The sequence below is a fragment of the Humiphilus diazotrophicus genome (assembly GCF_059726315.1).
In genome coordinates, this window is the sequence record NZ_AP040870.1 from 6,559,138 (window position 1) to 6,583,474 (window position 24,337).

A 24,337-nucleotide genomic window follows, 5' to 3' on the forward strand; every position below is an offset into this window, starting at 1 on the left:
CGTCCGCAAAGCGGACTCCGCGCTGGGCTATTGTTGATTCGCCCCGCTGGGGCGAAGTGCTGGAGCTTCTATCTTTCCATGCTAGTAATTGCAGACAATTTTGAATATAACCAGAAGCTCAAAGACGAATTGGCCTTTGCCCTGTGTCAGTCCTGCACCGGGATAGCTGACCCGCGATAAATGAAACGGGAGGTCGGATTTTGATGTTTCTTATTAGGGCTGGCCTTCAGGCCAGCCGAAAACCCTTTTTTGAGAAAGGAAACATCTTCGGTAACATATGTGACGGAAAGAACAAAAGCCATGAACCTATACCAGTTCGCGCGTTTGGGTCATTGCTTCCACGTGCGAGGATACTCTCAAACGGTACCTTGCATCTATTCGGCCTGCCCAATTTCCCGCTGCATTCGTTACTGAGAATGTCAAGCCACTCTTAAAAAATGGCTTGCGGCTAGCTTGAAGGCCAGCCCTGACACAACGCCACATCAGTAGTCTAGAGCACAGACATTTCCCGATTCGGCGCTGTTGCTGGATTATTGAAACAACTTTAAGTCCATATCTACATCGAGCGCAGGACCGGTGTGGGATCGTTGGAGGCTGCACGCAGAGCTGGCAGGAAGGATGCGGCGAGTACGGCTGCGATCATAAAAAGAATGCTTATTGCGTAGATCACCGGATCTGTTGGGCTGACGTCGAACAGGAAGGCGTGGATTACACGCGAAAGAGCCAGGGCTCCGAGCAATCCAAAACCGCAGCCGATCAAAGCTATTCTTGCCCCATAAGCCAGCACCAGGGATGCGATGCGTGTGCGCTGAGCGCCCATGGCCATGCGAATGGCAATCTCCTTGGTCCGCTGCGTAACCGAGAAGGCCACGACTGCATAGATTCCAGTGATTGCAAGCAGAAGAGCGGTCAGGGCAAAGATTCCAATGAGGCTCGTATTGAAGCGTCGTGGAGCATCGACGTTTGATACGGCATCCGTCATTGGGCGAACCTCCCGGAGAGCCAGTTGCGGATCGATAGAAGCGACGGCTGCATGCAGACTGTGAACCATCTGCTCCGGTGGCAGCGAGGAGCGCACGGCGATATATCCGTTATTGGGGCGGCTCGTTTGAGCTGAGGCTTTCGCACCATAGAGAATCGACGGTTGCTGCATCGGCAGATACCACTCGTCTTTATTGGGTTCGTCACGAGGGCCGAGTTTCGTGTCGGCAACAACACCTACCACCGTGGCCCAGGGCAAGCCCTTTGCCGGATTGCCAACGTGCATCCGTTTGCCGATTGGGCTCTGCCCTGGCCACGAGTGGCGGGCCATCGATTGATTCACGATGATAACGAGGGGTGCGTTGGAGGAATCTTGTTCGGTGAAGTATCGTCCTTCGACGAGCGGAATGCCCAATGCCCGGAAGTAGGCGCCATACACGTTAGCAAAGGCGGCGAACTTAAGTTTCCATTTTGCGATGGGTTCGCCTTCCACCGTGTAGGCTGCCATGGCGTAGCCTCCCGTGGAGGGTAAAGCTGCGGTCAAGCCGGAGGCCGTAACTCCCGGTTCTTTTGCAAGACGATCCATCAGCATGCGATTGAAGTTGTCAACCGAGGCGTCCGAGGGATATTGCTCCAGTGGAAGCCGGTAGCTGCCGACAAGAACGTGCTCGGGATGGAAGCCGAGATCGACTGCCATCATCTTCTTGTAGCTAACCATAAAGGCAAGTGCAACAGAGAAGAGTACAAATGCCATCGCGATTTCAAAAACCACAAGACTGGAACGCAACCGGGTGTAACTCGCGACGGTAGTCCCGGTGTTTGAACTGTCTTTAAGTCCGCCAAGCAGATTTGTCCGCAAGGCAGCAAATGCCGGAATCAGGCTGCACAGAGCTCCGGTTGCAATCGCAAGCAGAAGCGAAAAGGCGATAACCGATGCATTGATCGAGATCGACCCAATACGAGGTAGCGATTCGGGCAAAAGGCGAACTCCGATTCGAACAGCAGCTGCGGAAAGTCCCAGGCCGAAGACTCCTCCCGCGAGACTGAGCATCAGTCCTTCCATGAGAGCTTCCCGAACTACGACGCCTGAGTGTGCCCCCAAAGCGAGGCGAACGGCAAATTCACGGCGTCGGCGAATGGCTCTGACAAGAAGCAGCATCGCGACATTGACGCAGGCAATCAACAGAACGATAGAAACCGATAGAAAGAGCGTACGAAGTATCGGGCGGGCATCCGAGACGGCAGCTTCTCTCAGTAATTGGACATCCCCTCGAATGTGGATGGCTTTCATTGTCGAAGGAAAACCAGCCATGATCTGCTGCGCAACGCGGTTGGTATCTTGTGCCGCTTGTGAAAGGTTCACGCCATTCTTTAGCCGTGCAACTGCCTGATATCCCCAGTGTCCTGCAGCTTCAGGCGTAAGCTCATCGGGTGTAAGGCTCATTGGAACCCAGACCTGAGCCTTATCGAGCCGTCCGGCGATTAGTGGAAACTCGAATTCACGTGGCATCACGCCGATGATGGTGTATATCTTCCGGTCGAGAACAATGGACTGCCCGATGATGGCAGGATCGCGATGATAGCGTTCTGTCCATAGCGAGTATCCGATGACGGCTACCGGGCGGTGATCGTCATCTTCCTGCTGTGTAAAGAGTCGGCCCAGCAGGGGACGGGCCCCGAGTGTTGGGAAAACGCCTGCGGTGAGACGGGCTCCTCGAACTGCTTCCGGTGTTACCCCTCCCGATAGCTCGTAGGCCATCGGAATAAAGCCGCCGAACGAAGAAAAGGCGCTGGTTGCTTTTGAGTAGGTGGAGATTTCGGGAGCCGTAATTCCGATTCCCTCGCTGCCACCCACATGCTCTCCCACGATGACGAGACGATCGGGATCGTTGAAGGGAAGGGGGCGCAGGAGGATTCCTTCGATCAGGGAGAAGATGGTTGTTGTGGCTCCAATAGCCAATCCCAGGGTGAGCACGACCGTGAGAGTGAAGCCGGGCGCTTTCCGTAACTGGCGAGAGCCGTAACGGATGCTTCTGATCACTTCATCCAGCCATAAGAGCGAGCGTTCATTGCGGTGAAGCTGCTTTGCCTGCTCTACGCCTCCGCAGGCGCGCCTGGCGGCAGTGCGGGCTTCCTCTTGCGTCATCCCTTTTGCCCGGAAGCCTTCTTCGAGCAGTGCGAGATGCGCGGCAATTTCGCGCTGCATCTCGGCTTCGAGATGGCCATTCCTGAAAAAGCTGAGAAGTTTTGCAGCTAACCGCCGAAGACTCGCCATTACTGTGGCTCCTCTGCCAGTACGCGTTCTACCAAACCGGACATCCTCTTCCAGCGTTGTGTTTCCTGGCTCAACGCTTTCATTCCAGCCTTGGTGATCGTGTAAAACTTGGCTTCCCGATTGTTCTCGGTCTGTCCCCAGGAGCCTTTGATCCATCCATGTTGTTCGAGACGAACCAAGGCAGGGTAGAGGGTCCCCTGGTTCAGGTTGAGCAGCTTGTCTGAGATCTGCTCAAGCCTGCTTGCAATCTGGTAGGCATGCCGCGGGCCCATGGTGGAAAGGGTCTGCAGCACAATGAGGTCCAATGTCCCCTGAAGTAGTTGAATCTGCTCTGTATCTTTACTAGACATTCAAGTGCACCAATATGTACCGATGATCAACTTCGATCACTTGGTTGTCAAGTGAAGTTGACGATGGAGTCCTGCCCTGGAGTTTCTACATTTGTCCTTGGGGGATGGCAAAGAGGAGCAACCTGGGAAGGGGGTGGCGGTCAGAAACCGCCACCACAGCCGGTTCGGAGACCGGCGGTACCATACTGTGTCTGGGCTGTAGCTTGATAGAACGTGCTGTGAAGGCACGAACGGGCAACTCCAGAGGCATGACTGAAACCACACCATGATCCATGGTCAATACCAGTTCCAAAATGCAGAGACATCGGATTTATTCAAGGATGTAAAACGCTGTGGATAGACAGATAATCGGATGTTATGAATTATAGTCAAGTCGAGTAACTGTTTTCCCGCTATCTGGAATAATTCGCAAAATGTGTTGACAAGTTGTGAGATTGTGGCACAATTTATCGGTAGTTTACGACAGGGCCTGAATTGCTGAGTATCTTTACAGGACCACACGCAGTTAGTTCTAATCCTTATCATTCTTCCTCCTTTCCTCTCTCTGCTGCAGTAACTTGCGATTCAAACACATTGCAATGAGCTAGACCGTTTCAACAAATATTGTGTTCGACAACGGAAGCTGGGGGCGGGTTTTTCTTGACGGGAAAGCTGCGCCGAAATCTGGCTGTCGGATACACCGTTTGTGAGACGGCACAGTTGTTCATTTCTATGGAGTTAGAGAAATGGTCACAACAAACCACGCAAAGGGGAGCAGCATGTCGCTTATATCCAAGTCTTTTCGTAGTTATCTAACAACAACGTTGCTTATTCTTCTGGCCGGTGTATCGGTTTCATTTGCACAATCTTACGAGCGGATCGAGATCCCGAAATCCACTCTTGCCCGGTCGTCGCAGCTTAATCCCGATCGAGCTCCGGGCCTATCGGGCCATATCGCGCATACCAATATCATTCTTCACATTCATCCGGATTCCACTACGCCCGGTGTCAATTGGGAGACTCCGGCTTCTATAGCCTGCATTTACCGTATGGTGACGCAGGTTTCGGGATGCCCCATTTCCGGGACAACCCTGGTCCCGACTGGAGGAACCGGTGCTATCGCGATTGTCGATGCGTATCACTATCCCACGGCTGCCAGCGACCTCGCCGTCTTTTCGTCGCAATTTGGCTTGCCTGCCGCGGATCTGTCCGTGGTGTATGCCAGCGGTTCTCAGCCTCCGCAGGACTCCACGGGAGGTTGGGAACTGGAAGCTGCACTGGATGTTCAGTGGGTACATGCCATGGCGCCGCATGCCAAGCTATATCTTGTAGAAGCTGCATCCAGCAGCCTGGCAAATCTGCTGACTGCGGAGACGGTGGCGGCGAATCTGGTTTCGTCGTATGGAGGGGGGCAGGTAAGTAATAGCTGGGGTGCCAATGAATTCAGCTCCGAGAGCTCTTACGATTCCTACTTCGTGAAGTCGAATGTATCCTTCTTTGTCTCTACTGGAGATTCGGCCTTCAGTAAGGACTGGCCTGCTATGTCGCCGAATGTGATAGCGGCGGGTGGAACGACCATTCAAAGAAACTCCTCGGGAGCGTTTACGGGAGAGATCTACTGGGATAATTCCACCGGTGGTGGTGGCGGCGGAATCAGCAGCTATGAGAGCCGTCCCTCCTATCAAAGCATAATCAGCAGTATTGTAGGGACGCATCGTGGAGTTCCAGACGTCTCTGCCGTAGCCGATCCTGCGACTGGGGTGGCGGTCTACGATACAACTCCGTATGAGGGGACAGTGCTGCGCTGGCTGGAAATTGGCGGAACAAGTGCTTCAGCTCCAATTTTGGCCGGGAGGGCGAATGTTGCGGGATTATCGACGAGCTCCAACGCGCTGCTCACCAATGTCTATAGCCTCTATTCCAATGCAACAACCTATGCTGCGAACTTCCGCGACATTACACAAGCACAGAGCTCCTGCAAGGTCGGTTGGGATATCTGCACTGGTGTAGGCAGTCCACTGGGCAATGCCTGGCACTAGAGCCGTTTTTACAGATACTGTTTCCGGGCTAGTGTAAGCCGAAGAGTTACCAAGCGTGGCCGCTCCCATCCTCCCTGTTCTGTTGCCATTGAACAAATGGGGTAGAGAGAGCGGCCACGCTTTGCATTTTGGGGTTACATTTCTCGTTTGGCACGGTCACGGATACCTAATCCTCTGCCCCCCTACTCCGAAGCGCCCTTGGCTTCCATCCCGCGAGGCCACTTTCCTTCTGAAGCCGCCTCTTCGCGATCTTTACATTTTGTTACAAAACGATCTGCAGAGCGTTCCGTCCAATAAGAAAGTTCCCGAGTCCGTGATAAGGAATGAGGACGAGTTTAGGGATTGAGGACGTTTGACCGCTAATCTACTTGAGGGCTGTGACAATTCCAATTTTAGGTAGTCACTTTGGCTGGCAGCCACAGAGCGCCGGACCTGAGCATCCGATTCTCTCCGCATAGCAGAAACGCCGCGGAGTTCTGAGAATCTATGTTTTCACCATGGTCCTTGTTCCCTTGAGGTTCAGGACTGACAGGAGAGCTCTGTCCCTAAATGGCTTGAGCTAAACATGATCCGGCTTCGCTCCTAATCCCCAACTGCCTTCAACGCCGATTCGCATTCGAGTTCTCACCTCCTCCGCTGCAAAGGAAGACTATGACGAGGATATTTTCAAGCTCATTGAATAAGAGGCTCCTGCTCTGTGGCTGGATGGCACTTCTTCTGCTGTCAACCGGAATTCTTGGCGCACAGACAGCGACTCCCCGAATTACCGAGGCGATAAACGATTCCGCACGCGTTACTCTGAAGGGCAATGTGCCCGCAATCCTCCGTTCCGCCAGTGATCAGGGGACGGCAGCCGAGTTCACTACTCTGTCTCATCTTCGTTTGGTGCTCAAACGCAGTGCCGAACAGGAAGCCAGCCTCAAACAATTCCTGTCAGAGCTTCAGCAGAAGTCCTCGCCGAACTATCACAAATGGCTGACTCCGGAAGAATTCGGAAAGCTTTATGGGCCGACCGATTCCGATATTGCCGCGATCACGGGCTGGCTTGAGGCGCAAGGATTGACGGTGGAGCGTGTTTCGAAGGGACGTACCAACATTGAATTCTCCGGAACCGTAAGCACTATTCAACGTGCCTTCAGAACCTCTATTCATTCGTACTCGCTCAACAGCCAGCAGTTTTATTCGAATGCTACGGCGCCAACTATTCCTTCGGCCTTATCGGAGGTTGTATCCGGTGTAGCTCATATGAATACCTTCAGGGCCAAACCTTACTATCAGCTCGGTAGGCCCGGCCAATTCGATCCTGAAAGTAAAAGCTTCAAGCCTGTCAGCTCTAGCCTCTCTTCCTCTGCGAGGGCACAGCTCACCTATTCTTCAAGCAGCGATGGCTATTACATGTACATGGTACCGGGCGACGCGGCTACCATTTACAACACTCCGAATACCACTTTTAACGCAAACTACAGTTCCGGCACCAGCTATACGGGCTCCGGGGTAACTATCGGAACTGCAGGAGATGCTTATCTTTCTACTACGACTCCGATTGCCAATTATCGGAGCCTCTTTCTAGGGGAAACGAGTCCGTCGGCTCCCACCGTTACCAACGTCGATAGCAATAAAGACACCACGGATGTTGACGAAACCTATCTCGATATCGAAGTAGCCGGTGCGTTGGCTCCTGGGGCTTCCATCCATTATTACCAGTCTTCCGATCTCTACTCCGCCATCGAGCAGGCGATCAACGACAATGTCGTCGATATTTTTAGTCTTAGTTATGGACAATGCGAGCTCGGATATACGACGAGCGACAATCAAACGATTGAAGGATGGTGGAAGCAAGCCGCTGCGCAGGGAATCGCGGTTACAGTCTCCAGCGGTGACAATGGTTCGGCCGCCTGTGACGATCCCAACAAACAGACGACGGCTACCTATGGACTCCAGGTGAATGGACTCGGGTCTACCCCTTACAATATCTCGGTTGGAGGAACCGACTTCAAACTGACACAGAGCAATTTCTCTACTTACGTCAGTACGAGCAATAGCTCTTCAACCTACTACCGCACGGCCAAAAGCTATATCCCTGAAGCTACCTGGAACGATTCCACCTCGAACAACACAACCATAAGTGCAAACAAAACTTATTCAGGCAGTAGCGCCAACATCTGGGCGGCGAGTGGCGGCAAGAGTAACTGCGCACAAAACACCAATACTTCGACTGCTACCGGTACTTGTACCGCCGGTTGGCCGAAGCCCTCATGGCAAGCGGGAACGGGAGTACCCAGCGATGGTGTTCGAGACCTGCCGGATATTTCCCTGATGTCAGGTGCCGGGTCAACCTATTACGCCTCATGGCTGGTCTGCACAAACGACACCAGTGGCAGCACCACCGCAAACTGTGGAACCAGCAGTGGAAGCAGCTCGTTCAGCTTTTACGGAATGGGCGGAACATCGGCTGCTGCTCCTGCCTTTGCAGGGATTCTTGCCCTGGTTCAACAGAGCCAGGGTGGCGGACGGCTCGGACAGGCAGCCGCCAATCTTTACAACATCTATAACAACAGCTCAAGTGCCGGCAGTATCTTCCATGACATTACGACAGGGAACATTTCGGTGCCTTGCAGCTCGTCTTCGTCCTATGGAAACTGCTCGAAGAACTCCGCGGGGTATTATTTCCTGACCGGCTATGAAACCACCACGGGTTACGACATGGCTACCGGACTTGGTTCTGTCGATGTCGTTCAGCTCATCAATCATTGGACTTCGGGTACCGGATCGGCTGCGGCGACCATTACGGTTACGCCTTCCAGTAGCACAATTACTACTGCCAACGCGCTGAATGTGACGGTAGCTCTCAGCGGTACGTCGGGCACGCCTTCCGGATCGGTCGTTCTTTCGAGTGGGAGCTACGCCTCTTCTGCAACGGACCTTAACTCCGGCACTGTCACCATTACGATTCCTGCCGGGTCGCTCTCCGTCGGAACCGACACCATTACCGCCACCTATTCAGGCGACGGTGTGTATTCTGCCGCTACGGGAACAACTTCCGTTACCGTAAGTACGGCAAGCTTGACCGCTACAACGACTTCACTAAGTGCAAGCTCAGCTTCGATCACGTATGGATCGAGCATTACTCTTGCGGCTACGGTCTCTCCATCGGCAGCAACGGGGACGGTAACTTTCTACAATGGCTCGTCGTCCTTGGGTTCGGCGTCACTTAGCTCGGGGACTGCAAGCCTCTCAACCTCGTCGCTTCCGGCTGGGACAAATACGCTTACCGCAACTTATTCTGGCGACTCCTCCTATGCGTCTTCCAGCTCGTCTTCGGTAACGGTAACCGTGAACTCTTCATCCAGTTCCAGCGGTAGCTTCTCTCTTAGTGCAACGAATGTTACTGTGAGCCAAGGGAGTACGGGTACATCTACTGTTACCGTCACGCCTTCGAATGGTTATACCGGAACAGTGGATATTACCGTATCTACCTCAAGTACATCCTTGAGTACTTATGGATGTTATGACATCACGAATCCCTCCGTGACGGGTACAAGTGCTGTTACGGCTACACTATATATTCATACGTCCAGCTCAGTTTGCAATTCAACTTCAGCTGTAAAGGGAGGCGTGCGTAAGACCTTTGTCCAGAAGGGCACGAATACTATCTCTTCTGCGAATTCAAGATTGTGGTATGGCACTCTTCCAATCGGAGCGGCGGCAATTGCAGGGTTATTCCTTCCCGGTTTTCGTAGGCGTAGAGCAAAGATTCTGGGCCTCTTGGGCTGTCTGTTGCTTATTTCGTTCTTTGGGATTGCAACAGGCTGCGGTAGCAACTCCAGCTCCAGTTCGAGTTCCGGCATGGTGTCGAAGGGCAGCTATAGCGTTACTGTGAACGGAGTCGATTCCTCCTCTTCCAGTATCACAGCTTCGACTACCTTGACTCTGACGGTGAACTAGATACACGCTGCGGCTCTGGCATTGTGAAGTGAAATTTCTCTATCTTTGCGGCTCCGAAGCGGGCTGTGAAGATAGAGAAAGCACTTCAAGTTGTGCGAAAGAATTCTTGGATCTATTGAGCAATTCTCGCATTGCTAAAAACCCGATCCAAGTGGTGGAAAGCTGCCAGAGCCTTTGTGTTTCGGTGTGCGTCTGTGCAAGAAACGCTCTACCTGTTGCGATATTTTTGAGCGGAACAAATAAGAGGGAATTTGCGTAATCTTATTTGTTATGAGTTTCAGCACAGATTCAGCGGATACACGGAGCGGCTTCCCGTTTGGTCGCCTTTTTGAGTTCAAACGCCAAATCGAGAAGTTTGACTCCCGTCTAAGAAAGGTGTTTCTTCCGTGGGCACTTCGGCATCCACGGCATATTCCGGCATTGATTCGTCTGGTCCGGTCAACGGGACAGTCCCGGAGCAAGAGGGCTCGTCTATTGGCGGACGGATTACGTGTACCGCCGTTCCTTGTGCTTAGCGTCACATCGAGCTGTAATTTGCGGTGCTCAGGTTGCTATGCTGGTGCGGTCGGAACGGTAGGCTCGACTCCGAAGAAGACCGGGCTCAAGCTCGACGATTGGCGGGACATTGTCGATGAAGCTGTCGGCCTTGGTGTAATTGGATTTGTGATTGCCGGTGGAGAGCCCTTTCTCCTGCCCGATCTTGTAACGCTCTTCCGCGATTATCCAGACCGTCTTTTCCTGGTCTTTACGAATGGGACCGCTCTGCGCCCGAAGGATTATGCAGTCTTGCGCCGTTGTACTAACACGATCATTGTGGTGAGTCTGGAAGGGGATCGCGCCCTTACCGATCTGCGTCGCGGAGAAGGAGTCTTCGAAAGGGCCTTAGGCTCGTTGGATCGCTTACGTGCTGCCGGTGTTTTGACCGGAATTGCTGTAACAGTTGGAGCGGGGAATATTGACTATTGGGCTGAGTCCGCCAATATCGATGAGTTGATCGGGCACAGTGGTCCGCTGGCCTTCTTTATTGAGGAGATTCCGACTGCCAATTGCCAGGCTGGAGGCAGACTTACCTTGGAGCAGAGAGCCCGCTTTCGGGAGACGATCGTCGCCTATCGCAATAGGAAGACAGGAGGTGCCTACATTATTCATTCGCCTGACGATGAAGAGGCTCACGGAGGCTGTGTCTCTGCCGGACGTGGCTTTGCTCATGTAAATCCCGGCGGAGATGTTACTGCATGTCCTGTTTCGGCGTTGGCGACGCACAATCTTAAGAGCTCGACTTTGCGTTCAGCCTTGGCTAGTCCGCTGTTTTCGATGATCAGAGAGAACGGACATCTTCTCGAGACAGCAGGTCATCCGTGCGGGCTCTTTGCTCATGCTGAGGAACTGAAAGAAATGGCAGCCGGGCTTGGCGCTTATCCTACCGATCAATCTGCGGCTGAGGATGAAAGTCGGAGGAAGCTGGTCTCGATTCGATAGCAGGGGGGGAAGCGGCTTAGGCAGCTTCCCTTGAAAGAAAGCTGCACCGGAGTGGATTGTTGAAGATTTCGCAGCGACAACCGGGCGCGGCACACAAAAACATTTGCACAGGGAGAAGAGGAGACACTGCGGAGATCTTCTTTTGTGAAGAGCTGGCTGGAGGTCTTCTCCCTTTATCTCCCGTAGGTAAACCGGTCGCACAGATCGGAAGAGTTGTTCATTGCCTCAGGGGTAAAGACAGGGGCCTTGGCTCCCGAGAAGAAGGCTACATGCAGTGAGCGGCCTTCTACATAGGTGACCATCCACTGTGTCTCTTCGCTTCCGCAGATCGTATTTTTGTGCAGGAATTTTTTCTCTCCCGGGATGCTCAGCCGGTACAGGCTGCCATTTCCCGGAACATTGGGTTCGGTATCGAATACCGCTCGCGCTTCTGCTTGTGTCAGGGCACGGATTTTGGCAATGACAAAGGCAGAAAAGCTAATGGTCAACTTTTCGTCGGAGATGATGATGTCTCCCGTAACCGACTGAGCCGTCGAGCTGGAGGCGCGCCACAGCCCCTTTTCTTGCGCCAGGGCCGAAAGCCCGAAAAGCAGTGCCGAGCCGAAAATTGCGCAAAGCAGTCTTTTTTGCTTCATTCATTCAGCATGACATCCAAAGCAGCTTTCGGGCAACTCTCGATTTTGGGCGGGGAATATAAGCTCGAAGATACTATTCGAGCAGGAGGGTGGTGATTCAGCTTCCCCCTCCTGCTCAATAGTTGGGTAAAGAGGTTAACTCTTCCATAGCATATAACATGGTTTACTTTCTGGCTTTACCTAGAAGGTTCAGAAATGGATTTTTTTTGATGCAGGGCAAATTCTTCTATCTTCTTTAAGAAGTATTTAATGAATAGCTATCTGTAATTTCATAACTTGAAAGAATTGGAATAACTTCGATCAGTTCAGAGTTAGCGATTTTTACCGGGAAGATAGTGCACATTTGATCACGCCAGGCGAGATGTAAGGGCAAGTACCATTTTCGCGTCCTGTAGCCTGCGCGTTACGGTGTCTCTGCCGGAGCAATGGTGGAGAGAATTTGCGGTCTGATTCCGGTTATTCTTGAAGTATGGTGCAGATCCCGCTCATTGAAGGCCGCCGTGTTTTTGGTTCCGATCCTCAGACCTATGCCTGGGCTCGACCGGAGTATCCCGAATCTTTATATACGAAACTTGTCGAGAGATGTGGGTTGAGGAAGGGAACCGCTGTATTCGAAGTCGGATCGGGGCCCGGACTGGCCACACAAAAACTTCTCGCTCTTGGTGCATGCCCTCTCTATGCTGTGGAGCCGGATCCTCGCTTGGCTGCTTACCTGAAGGAAAGTATTCAAGGGAGTTCGTTGCATGTGGAGCAGTCTGCTTTTGAGGAGGTTCGGCTCGTTGAAGAGAGCTTTGATCTCGGAGTTGCTGCAACGTCCTTTCATTGGCTGGAGCAGGCGACGGCATTGGCAAAGGCGAGACGTCTATTGCGCACGGGCGGGTGGTGGGCGATGTGGTGGACTCAATGTGGAGACCGGCAGGCGGGAGATGCTTTCTACGATGCGACTACGCATCTGTTCGCGGGAACTCCGGATAGTCCCTCAAAGGGTAGTAAGGGCGGGGTCTCCTTTTCGCTCGATTACGAGGGCCGGATTGCAGATCTGACGAAGGCTGGCTTTACGGAATCCTCTGCGGAGACGTGGAAATGGGCGCAACGATATGACACGGCGCGGCTGGTTGCCCTGTATAGCACCTTCTCGACCATTAAAGTTCTCGATGTGAACCTCCGGGAACGGCTGCTCGGCGAACTTGCAGAGATCATTGAGCATCGGTTTGGAGGAGTTGTCGATTACAGATTCATCACGACCCTCTATACGGCAAAGAAGCCTTAAGGTATCACCAGAATCTTAAAAGGGAATTGGCTTTTGCTGTGTGTCAGTCCCGCACCGGAGATTCCGACCCACGATGGATGAAACGAGAGCCAGCAGCGTATAGAGTGGAATTGCGCAGAGGCACAGAGGTCGTCAATTCCCTGGTGCAGAACAGCCCGTGTGTCAGTCGGACCCGGAACCCTAGAGCACCCCGTATTGTCGCCTAAAGTGTTGCACCAGACCTTAGAGCACGCTTATTAGAGTTTCTAACAACGGGGTTCCAAGCCAAGCGCAGAGGAGTGACGATGGAAGTTCTCTACTCGCATTGTGCTGGACTGGATGTGCATAAAGAGACGGTGGTGGCCTGCGTTCGCCATATGAGCCAAGGCAAGGTTAAGACCATAGTCCGCACTTTCAAGACGATCACGCAGGAGTTGATGGCGTTATCGGATTGGCTAGCCGGGGAAGGTGTTACGCATATCGCCATGGAGGCGACTGGGGTCTATTGGAAGCCGGTCTGGCACATACTGGCCGATGGCGAGTTTCAATTGACACTGGCCAATGCGGCACAGGTGAAAAATGTGCCCGGTCGCAAGACCGACGTCAACGATGCCATGTGGTTGGCCGATCTGATAGCGCACGGTCTGATCAAAGCCAGCTTTGTTCCCGATGAACCAACCCAACAAATGCGCGACCTGCTACGCACGCGTAAGCAGCTCGTACGGGAGCGAGCTGGTCACATCCAGCGCATCCAAAAGACGCTGGAAGACGCCAACATCAAGCTAGATAGCGTAGTGACAGACATTGTGGGGCTCAGCGGCCGACGCATTTTGGAAGCGCTCATCGCTGGTCAAACCGCACCACAAGCTTTGGCTGCGTTAGCTCACTGGCGCATTCACGCTTCGGCAGAGGAGTTGGAGGCGTCGCTACGCGGTCGGCTTACCCGGCATCACCGCTTTCTGCTCAAACTACATCTGGATCAGATCGATGCCTTGACGGCTAGCATTGCCAGCCTCGACGAGGAGGTGAACACTAACGTGGAACCCTTTCGCGCCGCCGTCGAACTGCTGAACTCTATTCCCGGCTTTAGTCCCCTCGCGGCTCAGGTGCTGGTCTCTGAGATCGGCATCGATATGACTCGCTTTGAGACCTCCGGTCACTTGATCTCGTGGGCAGGACTATGTCCCCGCAACGACCAAAGCGCTGGTAAACGCCGTTCTACACGCTTGAAGAAAGGGGCACCCTGGCTGAAAACGACTCTGGTGCAGTGCGCCTGGGCAGCCAGCCGCACCAAAGGAAGTTATTTCCAGGCCCAGTACCACCGTTTGCGAGCACGACGGGGTTCGAAAAAAGCCGTCTGTGCGGTAGCTGCTTCTTTACTCACTACCGCCTATCACATGCTCAAGAATGGCACCGTCTATCAGGACCTAGGTGCTGACCATTTCGATCCTCACAATAAACAAAGACACGCCTTGCGTTTACTCAAGCGGCTCGAAAATCTCGGCTTCGCTGTCCAGATTCAACCCATCCTCGCTTGATATACAAGAGATGTTTCTTATTAGGGATGGCCTTCAGGCCATCCGGAAACAGTCTTCGTTGAGAGAGAAGAAACATTTTCGGTAACGTATGCACCGGGAAGAAAAAAGGCACTAAACCAATATCAGTTTGAGTGTCTTGGTCATTGCTTCCACGAGCGAAGATCCTCTCAAACAGTACCTTGCAACCATTCGGCCTGCTCAATTCCCGCAGCATTCGTTACCGAGAATGTCTATCCATACTTATAAGAATTGCTGCGGCTGGCCTGAAGGCCAGCCCTGACACAACGCTACAAAACAAGCTGAATCACGGGTATTGCTATCTCACTTTCCTTCCACCCGCTTCACAGGTGATTCCTCTTTGCCATGCCTCAAATGTAGAAACTGCAGGGGGGTGCTCTAAAACAGCTCCAACTCTCCGGCCTGGACGCGGCTGGAGCGAATCCCGGCAGCTTGCCGTTCTTCCTCCATCGTGTAGCGCTTCAGCAGATCATCGATATAGTGCTGGTCCTGAGCCGGAAGACCGGTGCAGTATTTCGAGAATTTCTCCTGCATGGATTCCAACGCATCGATAATATGGGAAAGTCTCTGGTTTGTCCGATCTTGAAATTGCAGTCCCTGAACTGCGGTCGAGATGTCTCCCGCTAACTGCGAACTCTCCTTACTCATATCTGTCAGTGCCTGATGTAACTCGGTGTGTACCGATTTGAGATCCTGCAGTACCTGAGTAATATGGTCACGATGTTCTTCAACAAGCTTCTTATTCTGTGTAGCCATCTGTTGCAGATCGGCGCGGGTGGAAGAGGAGAGACTCCTTAATTGATCGGAGAGACCTTGTACGGAAGAGATCACTTCCCGCGAGCGGATGGCTTGATCGGAAACTTCCTGCGCGACGATAGCGAATCCCTTGCCATGTACTCCCGCATGAGCCGCTTCGATCTGCGCGTTGAGCGCAAGCATCTTGTTCCCCTCGGCAATCTCGTCGAGTTTTTTTAGTGACTCGATTATCTTTTCTGTAGATCTATCGATTTCTTGTACGCGATGTATTGATCGATCCGATAGCTCGTTTGTCTGGGTCAGCGATTGGAGAAAGTGCTCCATAGTTTCGCTGCACTGCTCCATCAAGGCATAAAAGCTATGGTTGCCTTTTTGTGCCTTGGAGGTTTCGAATAGTGAGGCTGCACGGGAAACGCTGTCGCGCGCGCGTGCGGCGATGCTTTGAAAGCTGGAGCACACCGAGACTACCGAGTTCTCAACCTGCGAGGCCGTCTCTTTGAGTTGAGTACTCAGGATGCGAAAGATAGGCAGATGAGCAGAAACTTCTTCAGGTAAGGACCGGCGTAATCCCTGCGGTTTCGTGTGCGTGTCGGTTACTAGTTGAGACGATACTGATACTGAAGACGCCATAGAGGCGTGTTTGGCATGTGGCCTTTTGACCAAGCCGAGCCACTGACTCACTGTCTCGTTCATCCTAATTCGTGCCTTGTCTGCATCTGCATTTGGAATTCGATTGAAGATCCCATTCCGTCAATTGAAATAATCGGAGATACCTATATTAAGGACGGCTCCGAAGTGTCAAAGGTGTAGGCTGGTTTCACCAATCAAGAAAACTAGATGAAGAATTCTTCATTAACTTTTATATCGGCAGCAAATCCAAATTATTAATGGTTAATGCTTTGCGGAAGCAAACCGATAAATGTCATTAGAAGAATTACATATTTGGTAGGGGGAGCTGACAGAGTTCGCGGCCATTGTAAAGTGGTTTGTCTGTAGGGAATGACTGCATAACCAGTCTAACTTCCGAATAATGTGATTTAGCGCACTGTCCGGAAAGTTATTTTGAATATGCAAGTGTTTGTTTCCATGCACACCGCCTAGCGGCTGCGACGTTAGCATGTCCGTAACAATGAATCCTAGTTCAGTAGAGGATGTTGCGTCCTGCATACTTGAGGGATCGCTTGATGTTTATCAGGCTGAGAATCTCAAAGAGTCGCTTGTCGAGTACCTCCATAAAACTGCCAAGGTTACTATTGATCTTACTAATGTAACGGCGATGGACTTAACAGCCGTTCAATTGCTGCATGCGGCAAGATTGTCTGCGCAAAAGGCAGCGAAGCCCTTTCGAATAATTTCTCCCTCTCCTGCGGTTGTGCAATCGTGCACGGCTCTAGGTTTTTCCGTCGAAAAATTCCTGAATCAAGAGGCCGAAACAGTATGAGCAAGACCATCCTCACTGCGGATGATTCCGTCAGTATGAGACAAATGATCTCCTTCACATTAAAAGAGGCAGGGTACGACGTAGTCGAGGCCGCAGACGGGCAGGAGGCATTAAAGAAGATGTCTTCTACTTCTGTGCAACTGGTGATTACCGACCTTAACATGCCCAACATGGATGGCGTCGAGCTCATTCGGCAGTTAAGAGGAATTCCTCAATATAAGTTTCTGCCGATCGTCATGCTTACTACAGAATCCTTGGATGCCAAGAAACAGGAAGCGAAGGCAGCTGGAGCGAGTGGGTGGATTGTCAAACCCTTTCGCCCGGAGCAACTCGTTGCAGTCACAAAGAAGTTCTTAGGATAAAGAGGCCGGAAGATAGCTGGTTGTAACGTTGCGGAGGTGTGCTTACGCAGCGTAGGGGGAGTCTCTTGTCTTTTTTGCGGCTCTATGTTGGATAGGACAGGCGAGTTATCAATATATAAGTGCTTGTCTGCTGGAAGTCTGTTGTGAGGTAGAGAGAAATGGCACAAGCGGATCCGGTTAATACCTTTCTGGAGGAAGCCGAAGAGCTTCTCGATAAAGTCGAAGAAGTCGTTCTCGATCTTGAAGCGGGAGATTTGGACGACGATGCAATTCATGAGCTCTTTCGCGCCTTCCACACTATTAAGGGTTCCGGGGCAATGTTTGGTTTCGAGAATGTGGCGAACTTTACGCACCATGTCGAAACTGTTCTGGATGAGGTTCGAAACGGGGAAGCCAGTCTTACTCCCGATCTTCTAAAACTGGTACTAGCGGCAAAAGATCACATCAAAGCTCTTCTCGATGCTTCTGTTCACGGACGTCCGCTACCTATGGAAACCGGAAAGCAGATTATTGCCGAGCTGAATGCTTTGAGTTCCCGCTCCCAAGCAAAAGAGAAGGCAAGCGAAACATCCGATTCGAGCGGTCAATCGGACAACACCGGCGGACCGAAGCATTTCAAGATCACATTCCGTCCGAATCCCTCCATACTTGCCTCCGGGACCAATCCGATTCTTCTGTTGAATGAGCTGAAGTCAATGGGGGAGTGCGAGATTGTAGCTCACACCGATAGGGTTCCTCCCCTGGAGGAGATTGTTCCTACCGATTGTTATCTGTGGTGGGAGATCGATCTTTGCGGAGAGTGCGATCGCAATGCTATTGAAGATGTCTTTATCTTTGTCTCCGACGATAGCGAAATCACTATAGAAGAGAAGGACTCTTCCTCTGCTTCGCCGTGCTCCGCGAAGGGGTCCGAAGCCGTTGCGAAAGAAGGTTCCGGCGAAAAAACGGCGGCAACTGTCGTTCATAGTTCCAACGATGTCACACAACATAAGGTAGAGGGCAAGAACTCCGCTGTCCGGGTAGGCTCCGATAAGCTGGACCGGCTGGTGAACCTCGTCGGAGAGCTGGTCATGAATCAGTCGCGGCTACAGCAGGCCGCGTCCCGCTTCGATGCTCCGGATCTTTCGGCTCCCGTGGAAGAGATTGAGCGCCTGGTCTCGGAACTTCGCGAGAATGTTCTGGGCATCCGCATGATGCCTATCGGGACAACCTTCCGCAGGTTCAAGCGCCTGGTTCATGATCTCTCCGCCGAATTGGGCAAGGAGATCAATCTGGTGATCGAGGGTGCCGAGACGGAGCTGGATAAGACCGTGATCGACAATCTCGGCGAACCCCTTGTCCACCTGGTAAGGAATAGTCTCGATCACGGCATTGAGCCTGCCGAAGAACGTGTGAAGGCCGGGAAGCCTGCTTGCGGTATGTTACATCTGCGGGCCGAGCATACCGGATCGAACGTTGTTGTCTCCATTGAAGACGATGGGCGTGGCCTGAATACCAAAGCGATTCTCGATAAGGCTATTGAGAAGGGGCTGGTCCCGGCGGATGCCAATCTCTCCGATAAAGAGATCTTCAACCTGATCTTCCTCCCCGGATTTTCAACCTCGGAACAGATCACCAAGATATCCGGCCGAGGGGTTGGGATGGATGTGGTCAAGCGTCAGATCACACTGTTGCGGGGAAGTATCAGCATCGATAGTAAAGCGGGTGTGGGCACCAGATTTTCTCTGACGTTGCCGCTCACGCTGGCCATTATCGATGGACTGCTGGTCGAATCGGCAGGAGATCAATTCATCATTCCGATGTCGGCGGTTACGGAAAATGTCGAGCTGCTCAAGACGGAGCGCTCGAAGAATAATGGCCGCAACGTTATTTCCGTTCGGGGGAGTCTGGTTCCATATATACGGTTACGCGAAGCCTTTGAACTCGGTGGAGATCTTCCGGATATCGAGCGAATCGTAATCGTACGTCATCACGATTCCTTTGTCGGCCTGGTGGTGGATCGTGTGGTGGGCAATCACCAGACGGTCATTCAGTCATTAGGCCGGTTCTATCAAAACATTACCGTTGTTTCCGGTGCGACGATCATGGGCGATGGCAGGGTTGCGCTCATTCTGGACGTCACTGGAATTGTCAATTTTGCGGATGAATTGTGTCACGCCTCCTAATCATTGTTGAGGCACGAAGAAAGGCGTAAGGGCATCATGAAGAATTGGAAGATTGGCGTCAGAATTGGTGCTGGTTTTGGGATCGTTATTCTGATCGCTGTCAGCTTGGGATGGTTTGCCTATCAGCAGTTCGGCGTCGTCAATAAGAGTGCGGTGCGGATTGCGGACGATTCTTTGCCCGGCGTTTATCTCATCGGACAGATTCAGAATAACGCCAACGAGAACTTTTCCTTGATTCTTCAGCATGTGATCTCGCAAAGTCAGAGCGATATGGCGAGTATTTCTGAGAAGATGAAGTCAGTTACCGCTCAGAATAACAAGATCTACCATGAGTATGAAAAGTACATCAAAACAGATCGTGATCGCGAGCTTTACGAAGATCTAAAGACCAAACGGGCAGCCTACCATGAAGGGGCCAAGCACGTTCTGGAACTCAGTACTCAGCTCCGTAATAAAGAGGCAGAAGAATATGTCAATAGCCAGCTCAAGCCTCTTTACCAGCAATATATGGATGCGGCTTCGGCCGAGGTGGCCTTCAACAAGAATGGCGGCGACGAGGCCGGGAAAGACATCCTCTCGGCTGTAGATAAAGCAAAGAGTGGAGTTCTCACCGGCATTGCCATTGCGTTGATTGTTGCCATCCTGATCTCTCTCTTTGTAACGCGTAGTATCACTTTGCCTCTTGCCAAAGCTGTCGGTCTGGTTGAGAAGGTTTCGGAAGGCGACTTAAGCAATCGGGTAGATAACGATTCGAGAGACGAATTAGGCCGGATGATCGAAGCCATGAACAAGATGGTGGAGAATCTGCAGCACTCGGCCGAAGCAGCTTCCAAAATCTCAGAGGGCGATCTTACCGTAAATGTAGAGCTGCTTTCCGATAGAGACGTCTTGGGCAAGGCCTTCCAGCAGATGCTGAAGAATCTGCGGACCACTGTGAGCGATATCGCCTCCGCCGCTGAAAACGTTGCCTCCGGCAGTGAGCAGATGAGCGCGACAGCTCAGGAGCTCTCGCAAGGTGCCTCCGAGCAGTCGGCAGCCGCGGAAGAAAGTACCTCCGCTATGGAGGAGATGGCTTCCAGCATTCAGCAGAACGCGGATAACTCTCACCAGACGGAGAGCATTGCTTCGAAAGCTGCGACCGATGCTAAAGCCGGTGGCGAGGCTGTTTCCCAGACTGTACAGGCGATGCGTCAGGTTGCCGAAAAAATCGGACTCATTGAGGAGATTGCCCGCAAGACGGATTTGCTTGCTCTCAATGCGGCAGTGGAGGCGGCTCGTGCAGGGGAACATGGCAAGGGCTTTGCTGTTGTTGCCTCCGAGGTTCGCAAGCTGGCAGAACGTAGTGGAATAGCTGCAACAGAGATTAGCAAGCTGACGCAAGAAGGAGTCTTGGTAGCGGAGACAGCGGGTGAGTTACTGACAAAGCTGGTGCCCGATATCCGCAAGACCGCCGAGCTGGTTCAGGAGATTGCAGCAGCCAGCGGAGAACAGAGCACGGGCGCGGCCCAGGTGAATCAGTCGATCCAGCAACTCGATCAGGTGATTCAGCAAAACGCGGCAGCTTCCGAGGAGATGGCTTCGACAGCAGAAGAGCTCTCCAGCCAAGCCGAGATATTGCAATCCACCGTGGCCTTCTTCCATGTCGATGGAGATGAGAAACGGTCTGAGATTGCGCGGAAGAAAGTGGCAGCTGCACGCATTCGTAAGCCTGTAGCGCGGGAGAAAGCTCCAGTAGCTGCTTCTCGCGGCCAGGAGACGGCCCTGGTCGTTCAGAAGACGAATGGGAAGTATATCGACCTGGGACAGAACCGCGGCGCTGACGATCATCGCGACGACGACTTCACGAACTACTAAGGAGAGGCTATGGCAGCGGTCGAGGCATTGATTCAAGAAGCAGCGCAGTATATGACCTTTAAGCTTGGAGATGAGCTATTTGCCATCAACGTCTCACAGGTTCGCGAGGTTTTGGAATTAGCACAAGTTACGAAGGTCCCGACGGCTCCTCCTTATATGCGAGGCGTCGTCAATGTTCGCGGTAAGTCGATTCCCGTTGTCGACCTTCGTTTGAAGTTTGGCTTGTCTCAAACCCAGGAGACAGTTCATACCCGCATCGTGGTTATGGAGCTGGAACTCGATGGGGAACAAGCCATTGTCGGTGGCATTGCAGATAGTGTTCACGAGGTAATTGAGCTGGATCCCTCCCAAATCAATCCTCCACCGAGTATCGCTATGCGTTGGCGTACGGAATTGATTCGAGGCATGGGGCGTCGTGGAGACGACTTCATCATCATCCTCGATATCAATGCTGTCTTTACTCTGGATGATTTAACTGCTGTGGAGGAAGCGGGAGCTTCTTCTATGGAATCATAGGCGCTGTGTAATCGAGCTGTTCGGGCCACGTATCCGAGAGGCAACATGAAAAATTGGAAGATTGGTACTAGGATTCGCCTTGGATTTGGAGCGGTTGTATTTATTGCCGTTGCGTTGGGGGTTTTTGCTTTTACACGTTTAACCGCGCTGGATAGCAGCGCAAATCGTGTTACGGAAGATTCGCTTCCTGGGATGTATCTGATAGGTCAGATACAGAACAATACTAACCTGAACTACTCTTCTCTCCTGCGTCATGTCATAGCTCAAAGCAAGGCTGAAAAAGATCGTGTTCACGCCGAGATGCAGGTTGCCTCCCAAAAGAACAGCAAAGCGATGGCCGATTACGAGAAGACCATCAGCCAGGACAAAGATCGGGAACTCTTCGAAAATCTGAAGACCGCAAGAGCAGCCTATCTTGCCGGTGCCACCGAGGTTCTTGAGCTGAGCGCTCAGATGAAAGATAAAGAAGCTCTGGATCTGGTGAACCTTAAGCTGAATTCTCTTCACGATCAGTATCTGGCCGCTGCCGAGGCCGAAGTGTCCTTTAACAAGGAAGCAGCTGACGAAGCCGGAAAGATGATTCATGTGGCCGCCGGCAGTGCCAAGAACGGCTTAATCATCGGACTCGTTATTGCCTTCCTCGTGGCTTTGACAATCTCCTTCGTTGTAGAGGTAGGCATTACCCGTCCACTGGCCGTTGTCGTAGATCTTGTGGCCAGGGTATCGGAGGGCGACCTAACCGATACGATCGATCTGCACTCGAAGGATGAACTCGGACAGTTGATTGCCGCGATGAACAAGATGGTCGCCAATCTTCGCAAGACCGTCGTCAACATTTTGTCGGCCTCAGAGAATGTGGCTTCGGGCAGCGAGCAGATGAATGCTACCGCTCATCAGCTTTCGCAAGGCGCATCCGAGCAGTCAGCCTCTGCAGAAGAGAGCACCGCCGCAATGGAAGAAATGACGGCAAGTATCCAGCAGAATGCCGAGAACTCCAAGCAGACGGACAAGATCGCCTCTTTGGCGGCAGAGGATGCGCAAGCCGGTGGTGTTGCTGTGCAGAAGACTGTCCATGCAATGAAGGAAGTAGCCGAGAAGATCGGCATTATTGAAGAGATAGCTCGCAAGACAGATTTGCTGGCACTGAATGCCGCAGTAGAGGCAGCCAGAGCCGGTGAGCATGGAAAGGGCTTTGCCGTTGTAGCTTCCGAAGTCAGGAAACTTGCCGAGCGCAGTCAGATTGCCGCGGCAGAGATAAGCCAGCTTACGAACGAAGGCGTCCAGGTTGCCGATTCCGCCGGTCAATTGCTGATTAAGCTCGTGCCCGACATTCGCAAGACCGCCGAGTTTGTTCGGGAGATAGCTGCTGCCAGCAAGGAGCAGAGCACCGGGGTTTCGCAAGTGAACGAGTCGATCCAGCAATTGGATCAGGTCATTCAACAGAATGCCGCAGCTTCGGAGGAGATGGCTGCGACTGCGGAAGAGCTTGCCAGCCAGGCCGAGATACTACAGACCACGGTTGCTTTCTTTCAGATCAAGCAGGGCGAATGTCCAGATACTTTAGTCCCAGTGAGAAAAGCAACTCCGAAACGCACGGAGATGGCTGTAAGGAAGGGGGCTACTACCACTGCAACCTCCCGTTCCATGATTAGCCGCGCAGGGAGCCTGATTGAGCTTGGGCAGAACGAGAATAAAGCCGATCGTAAAGATGGGGACTTTGTTCGTTACTAGACATAAGGATACGAAGAAGAAGGAGTCAGCGGAGGAAGGTGGCGGTCAGAAACCGCCACCCCCTTCGCAGGTCTATAGGAAGAGAAATTGTTCTAGGTGACGCAGATGATGATGACAGAGTTCGTGGAAGAATGTGCAAAGGTAGCGGATCACCATTATGATCACGACGATCCGCTTAGCCTTTCGTCCGAGAGCTTTGACCGCTTTGCCGAGTTCATTACCCGGGAACTAGGCATCAAGATGCCTCCAACCAAGATAACCATGCTCAAGAGCCGCCTGATGCGCAGGCTCCGCGAACTGAAGCTTGGCTCTCTGGAGGAGTATCGGAAGTATCTCTTCGAGTCGATCCATGGTGAAGAGGAGCGGATACATTTCATCAATGCAGTTACGACCAACAAGACAGATTTCTTTCGGGAACCGAAACACTTCGAATATCTGGTGAATGTGGTCCTTCCTGCTTTTCTTGCGCAAGAAGAATCTTCTCGCCCAAGGGTCTTCAAGGCCTGGTGTGCCGGTTGTTCCTCCGGAGAAGAGCCTTATACGCTGGCAATGGTTCTCGCAGAATTTGCAAAGCAGCATAAGGATTTCGATTTCCAGGTTCTGGCGACGGATATCTCAACCAAGATGCTACAGCAGGCGAAGGATGGCATCTATAGCGCATCGCGGATCGAGCCTGTCCCGGAGAATATGCGTAAGCACTATCTCATGCGGAGTAAAGACCCATCGCAGGACATCGTACGCATCTCTCCTGAGCTAAGGCAGAAGGTCAGTTTTTACCGGCTGAATTTTATGGACATTGAGTACCCGGTAAAGGACATGTTCGAGCTGATCTTCTTCCGCAACGTGATGATCTATTTCAATCGTCAGACGCAGGAGAAGGTGATCAATCGGCTCTGCCGCAATCTGAGCTCGAACGGATATCTCTTTGTAGGGCACTCCGAATCGCTGGCAGGTTTAAGGACTCCGGTTGTAAATGCAGGTTCCGCAGTCTTCCGGAAGTTGTGACAGGTATTTTTGTTCCTGG

16 protein-coding genes are annotated in these 24,337 nt (G+C 52.3%); 12 read left to right on the forward strand and 4 right to left on the reverse strand.

Going from position 1 to position 24,337, the window contains the following annotated elements; genetic code table 11:
- Nucleotides 1-556: 556 nt before the first annotated feature.
- Both AC6I7T_RS26570 and AC6I7T_RS26575 read right to left on the reverse strand, forming a co-directional pair.
- A complete protein-coding gene (locus tag AC6I7T_RS26570) occupies nt 557-3,256 on the reverse strand; it encodes an ABC transporter permease (protein WP_497790822.1) in 2,700 nt (899 codons plus the stop codon).
- Complete coding sequence (locus AC6I7T_RS26575; RefSeq protein ID WP_497790823.1) at nt 3,256-3,606, reverse strand: PadR family transcriptional regulator; 351 nt, start codon at nt 3,604-3,606, stop codon at nt 3,256-3,258. The genes AC6I7T_RS26570 and AC6I7T_RS26575 overlap by 1 nt, the downstream gene beginning before the upstream one ends.
- Before the next feature lie 725 nt (nt 3,607-4,331).
- Here AC6I7T_RS26575 and AC6I7T_RS26580 point away from each other — a divergent pair.
- From AC6I7T_RS26580 to AC6I7T_RS26590, 3 genes are all read left to right on the forward strand, one after another.
- Nucleotides 4,332-5,624 (forward strand): S53 family peptidase, encoded by a 1,293-nt coding sequence (locus tag AC6I7T_RS26580; protein WP_497790824.1) that lies wholly within the window; start codon nt 4,332-4,334, stop codon nt 5,622-5,624.
- A 651-nt stretch (nt 5,625-6,275) separates the two neighbouring features.
- Nucleotides 6,276-9,569: a protease pro-enzyme activation domain-containing protein gene (locus AC6I7T_RS26585; RefSeq protein WP_497790825.1), complete on the forward strand. Its 3,294-nt coding sequence runs from the start codon at nt 6,276-6,278 to the stop codon at nt 9,567-9,569.
- A gap of 474 nt (nt 9,570-10,043) precedes the next feature.
- Nucleotides 10,044-11,048: a radical SAM/SPASM domain-containing protein gene (locus AC6I7T_RS26590; protein WP_497790826.1), complete on the forward strand. Its 1,005-nt coding sequence runs from the start codon at nt 10,044-10,046 to the stop codon at nt 11,046-11,048.
- A gap of 173 nt (nt 11,049-11,221) precedes the next feature.
- Here AC6I7T_RS26590 and AC6I7T_RS26595 read toward each other — a convergent pair whose 3' ends face one another.
- Nucleotides 11,222-11,683 carry a hypothetical protein gene (locus AC6I7T_RS26595; RefSeq protein ID WP_497790827.1) on the reverse strand — a complete coding sequence of 154 codons (462 nt, stop codon included), beginning with the start codon at nt 11,681-11,683 and terminating at the stop codon, nt 11,222-11,224.
- 469 nt (nt 11,684-12,152) lie between these two features.
- Here AC6I7T_RS26595 and AC6I7T_RS26600 point away from each other — a divergent pair, with 469 nt between their 5' ends.
- Both AC6I7T_RS26600 and AC6I7T_RS26605 read left to right on the forward strand, forming a co-directional pair.
- Nucleotides 12,153-12,953, forward strand: coding sequence for a class I SAM-dependent methyltransferase (locus tag AC6I7T_RS26600; protein WP_497790828.1), 801 nt, complete (start codon nt 12,153-12,155; stop codon nt 12,951-12,953).
- Between the two features lie 284 nt (nt 12,954-13,237).
- The gene (locus tag AC6I7T_RS26605) at nt 13,238-14,470 is read left to right on the forward strand and encodes an IS110 family RNA-guided transposase (RefSeq protein ID WP_497790829.1); all 1,233 of its coding nucleotides are present in this window, start codon (nt 13,238-13,240) and stop codon (nt 14,468-14,470) included.
- Between the two features lie 396 nt (nt 14,471-14,866).
- Here AC6I7T_RS26605 and AC6I7T_RS26610 read toward each other — a convergent pair whose 3' ends face one another.
- A complete protein-coding gene (locus tag AC6I7T_RS26610) occupies nt 14,867-15,937 on the reverse strand; it encodes a methyl-accepting chemotaxis protein (protein ID WP_497790830.1) in 1,071 nt (356 codons plus the stop codon).
- Nucleotides 15,938-16,373: 436 nt separating this feature from the next.
- Here AC6I7T_RS26610 and AC6I7T_RS26615 point away from each other — a divergent pair, with 436 nt between their 5' ends.
- The 7 genes from AC6I7T_RS26615 to AC6I7T_RS26645 all read left to right on the forward strand — a co-directional run bounded on the left by AC6I7T_RS26615 (nt 16,374) and on the right by AC6I7T_RS26645 (nt 24,318).
- Nucleotides 16,374-16,685 (forward strand): STAS domain-containing protein, encoded by a 312-nt coding sequence (locus AC6I7T_RS26615; protein ID WP_497790831.1) that lies wholly within the window; start codon nt 16,374-16,376, stop codon nt 16,683-16,685.
- Entirely contained in the window at nt 16,682-17,047 is a 366-nt protein-coding gene (locus tag AC6I7T_RS26620; protein WP_497790832.1) for a response regulator, read from the forward strand. The genes AC6I7T_RS26615 and AC6I7T_RS26620 overlap by 4 nt, the downstream gene beginning before the upstream one ends.
- A 158-nt stretch (nt 17,048-17,205) precedes the next feature.
- On the forward strand, nt 17,206-19,212 hold the full coding sequence (locus AC6I7T_RS26625) for a chemotaxis protein CheA (protein WP_497790834.1): 2,007 nt from the start codon (nt 17,206-17,208) through the stop codon (nt 19,210-19,212).
- Between the two features lie 36 nt (nt 19,213-19,248).
- Nucleotides 19,249-21,066, forward strand: coding sequence for a methyl-accepting chemotaxis protein (locus tag AC6I7T_RS26630; protein WP_497790835.1), 1,818 nt, complete (start codon nt 19,249-19,251; stop codon nt 21,064-21,066).
- Nucleotides 21,067-21,075: 9 nt separating this feature from the next.
- Nucleotides 21,076-21,582 carry a chemotaxis protein CheW gene (locus tag AC6I7T_RS26635; RefSeq protein WP_497790836.1) on the forward strand — a complete coding sequence of 169 codons (507 nt, stop codon included), beginning with the start codon at nt 21,076-21,078 and terminating at the stop codon, nt 21,580-21,582.
- Nucleotides 21,583-21,627: 45 nt separating this feature from the next.
- Nucleotides 21,628-23,313: a methyl-accepting chemotaxis protein gene (locus tag AC6I7T_RS26640; RefSeq protein WP_497790837.1), complete on the forward strand. Its 1,686-nt coding sequence runs from the start codon at nt 21,628-21,630 to the stop codon at nt 23,311-23,313.
- A 105-nt stretch (nt 23,314-23,418) separates the two neighbouring features.
- Entirely contained in the window at nt 23,419-24,318 is a 900-nt protein-coding gene (locus AC6I7T_RS26645) for a CheR family methyltransferase (protein ID WP_497790838.1), read from the forward strand.
- Nucleotides 24,319-24,337: the final 19 nt, after the last annotated feature.

Coding starts and splice junctions, on each gene's coding strand:
- AC6I7T_RS26645 (WP_497790838.1), top strand. CDS start 23,419: ATGATGATGACAGAGTTCGTGGAAGAATGTGCAAAGGTAGCGGATCAC.
- AC6I7T_RS26585 (WP_497790825.1), top strand. CDS start 6,276: ATGACGAGGATATTTTCAAGCTCATTGAATAAGAGGCTCCTGCTCTGT.
- AC6I7T_RS26625 (WP_497790834.1), top strand. CDS start 17,206: ATGGCACAAGCGGATCCGGTTAATACCTTTCTGGAGGAAGCCGAAGAG.
- AC6I7T_RS26580 (WP_497790824.1), top strand. CDS start 4,332: ATGGTCACAACAAACCACGCAAAGGGGAGCAGCATGTCGCTTATATCC.
- AC6I7T_RS26605 (WP_497790829.1), top strand. CDS start 13,238: ATGGAAGTTCTCTACTCGCATTGTGCTGGACTGGATGTGCATAAAGAG.
- AC6I7T_RS26570 (WP_497790822.1), bottom strand. CDS start 3,256: ATGGCGAGTCTTCGGCGGTTAGCTGCAAAACTTCTCAGCTTTTTCAGG.
- AC6I7T_RS26640 (WP_497790837.1), top strand. CDS start 21,628: ATGAAAAATTGGAAGATTGGTACTAGGATTCGCCTTGGATTTGGAGCG.
- AC6I7T_RS26595 (WP_497790827.1), bottom strand. CDS start 11,683: ATGAAGCAAAAAAGACTGCTTTGCGCAATTTTCGGCTCGGCACTGCTT.
- AC6I7T_RS26630 (WP_497790835.1), top strand. CDS start 19,249: ATGAAGAATTGGAAGATTGGCGTCAGAATTGGTGCTGGTTTTGGGATC.
- AC6I7T_RS26635 (WP_497790836.1), top strand. CDS start 21,076: ATGGCAGCGGTCGAGGCATTGATTCAAGAAGCAGCGCAGTATATGACC.
- AC6I7T_RS26620 (WP_497790832.1), top strand. CDS start 16,682: ATGAGCAAGACCATCCTCACTGCGGATGATTCCGTCAGTATGAGACAA.
- AC6I7T_RS26575 (WP_497790823.1), bottom strand. CDS start 3,606: ATGTCTAGTAAAGATACAGAGCAGATTCAACTACTTCAGGGGACATTG.
- AC6I7T_RS26600 (WP_497790828.1), top strand. CDS start 12,153: ATGGTGCAGATCCCGCTCATTGAAGGCCGCCGTGTTTTTGGTTCCGAT.
- AC6I7T_RS26610 (WP_497790830.1), bottom strand. CDS start 15,937: ATGAACGAGACAGTGAGTCAGTGGCTCGGCTTGGTCAAAAGGCCACAT.
- AC6I7T_RS26615 (WP_497790831.1), top strand. CDS start 16,374: ATGAATCCTAGTTCAGTAGAGGATGTTGCGTCCTGCATACTTGAGGGA.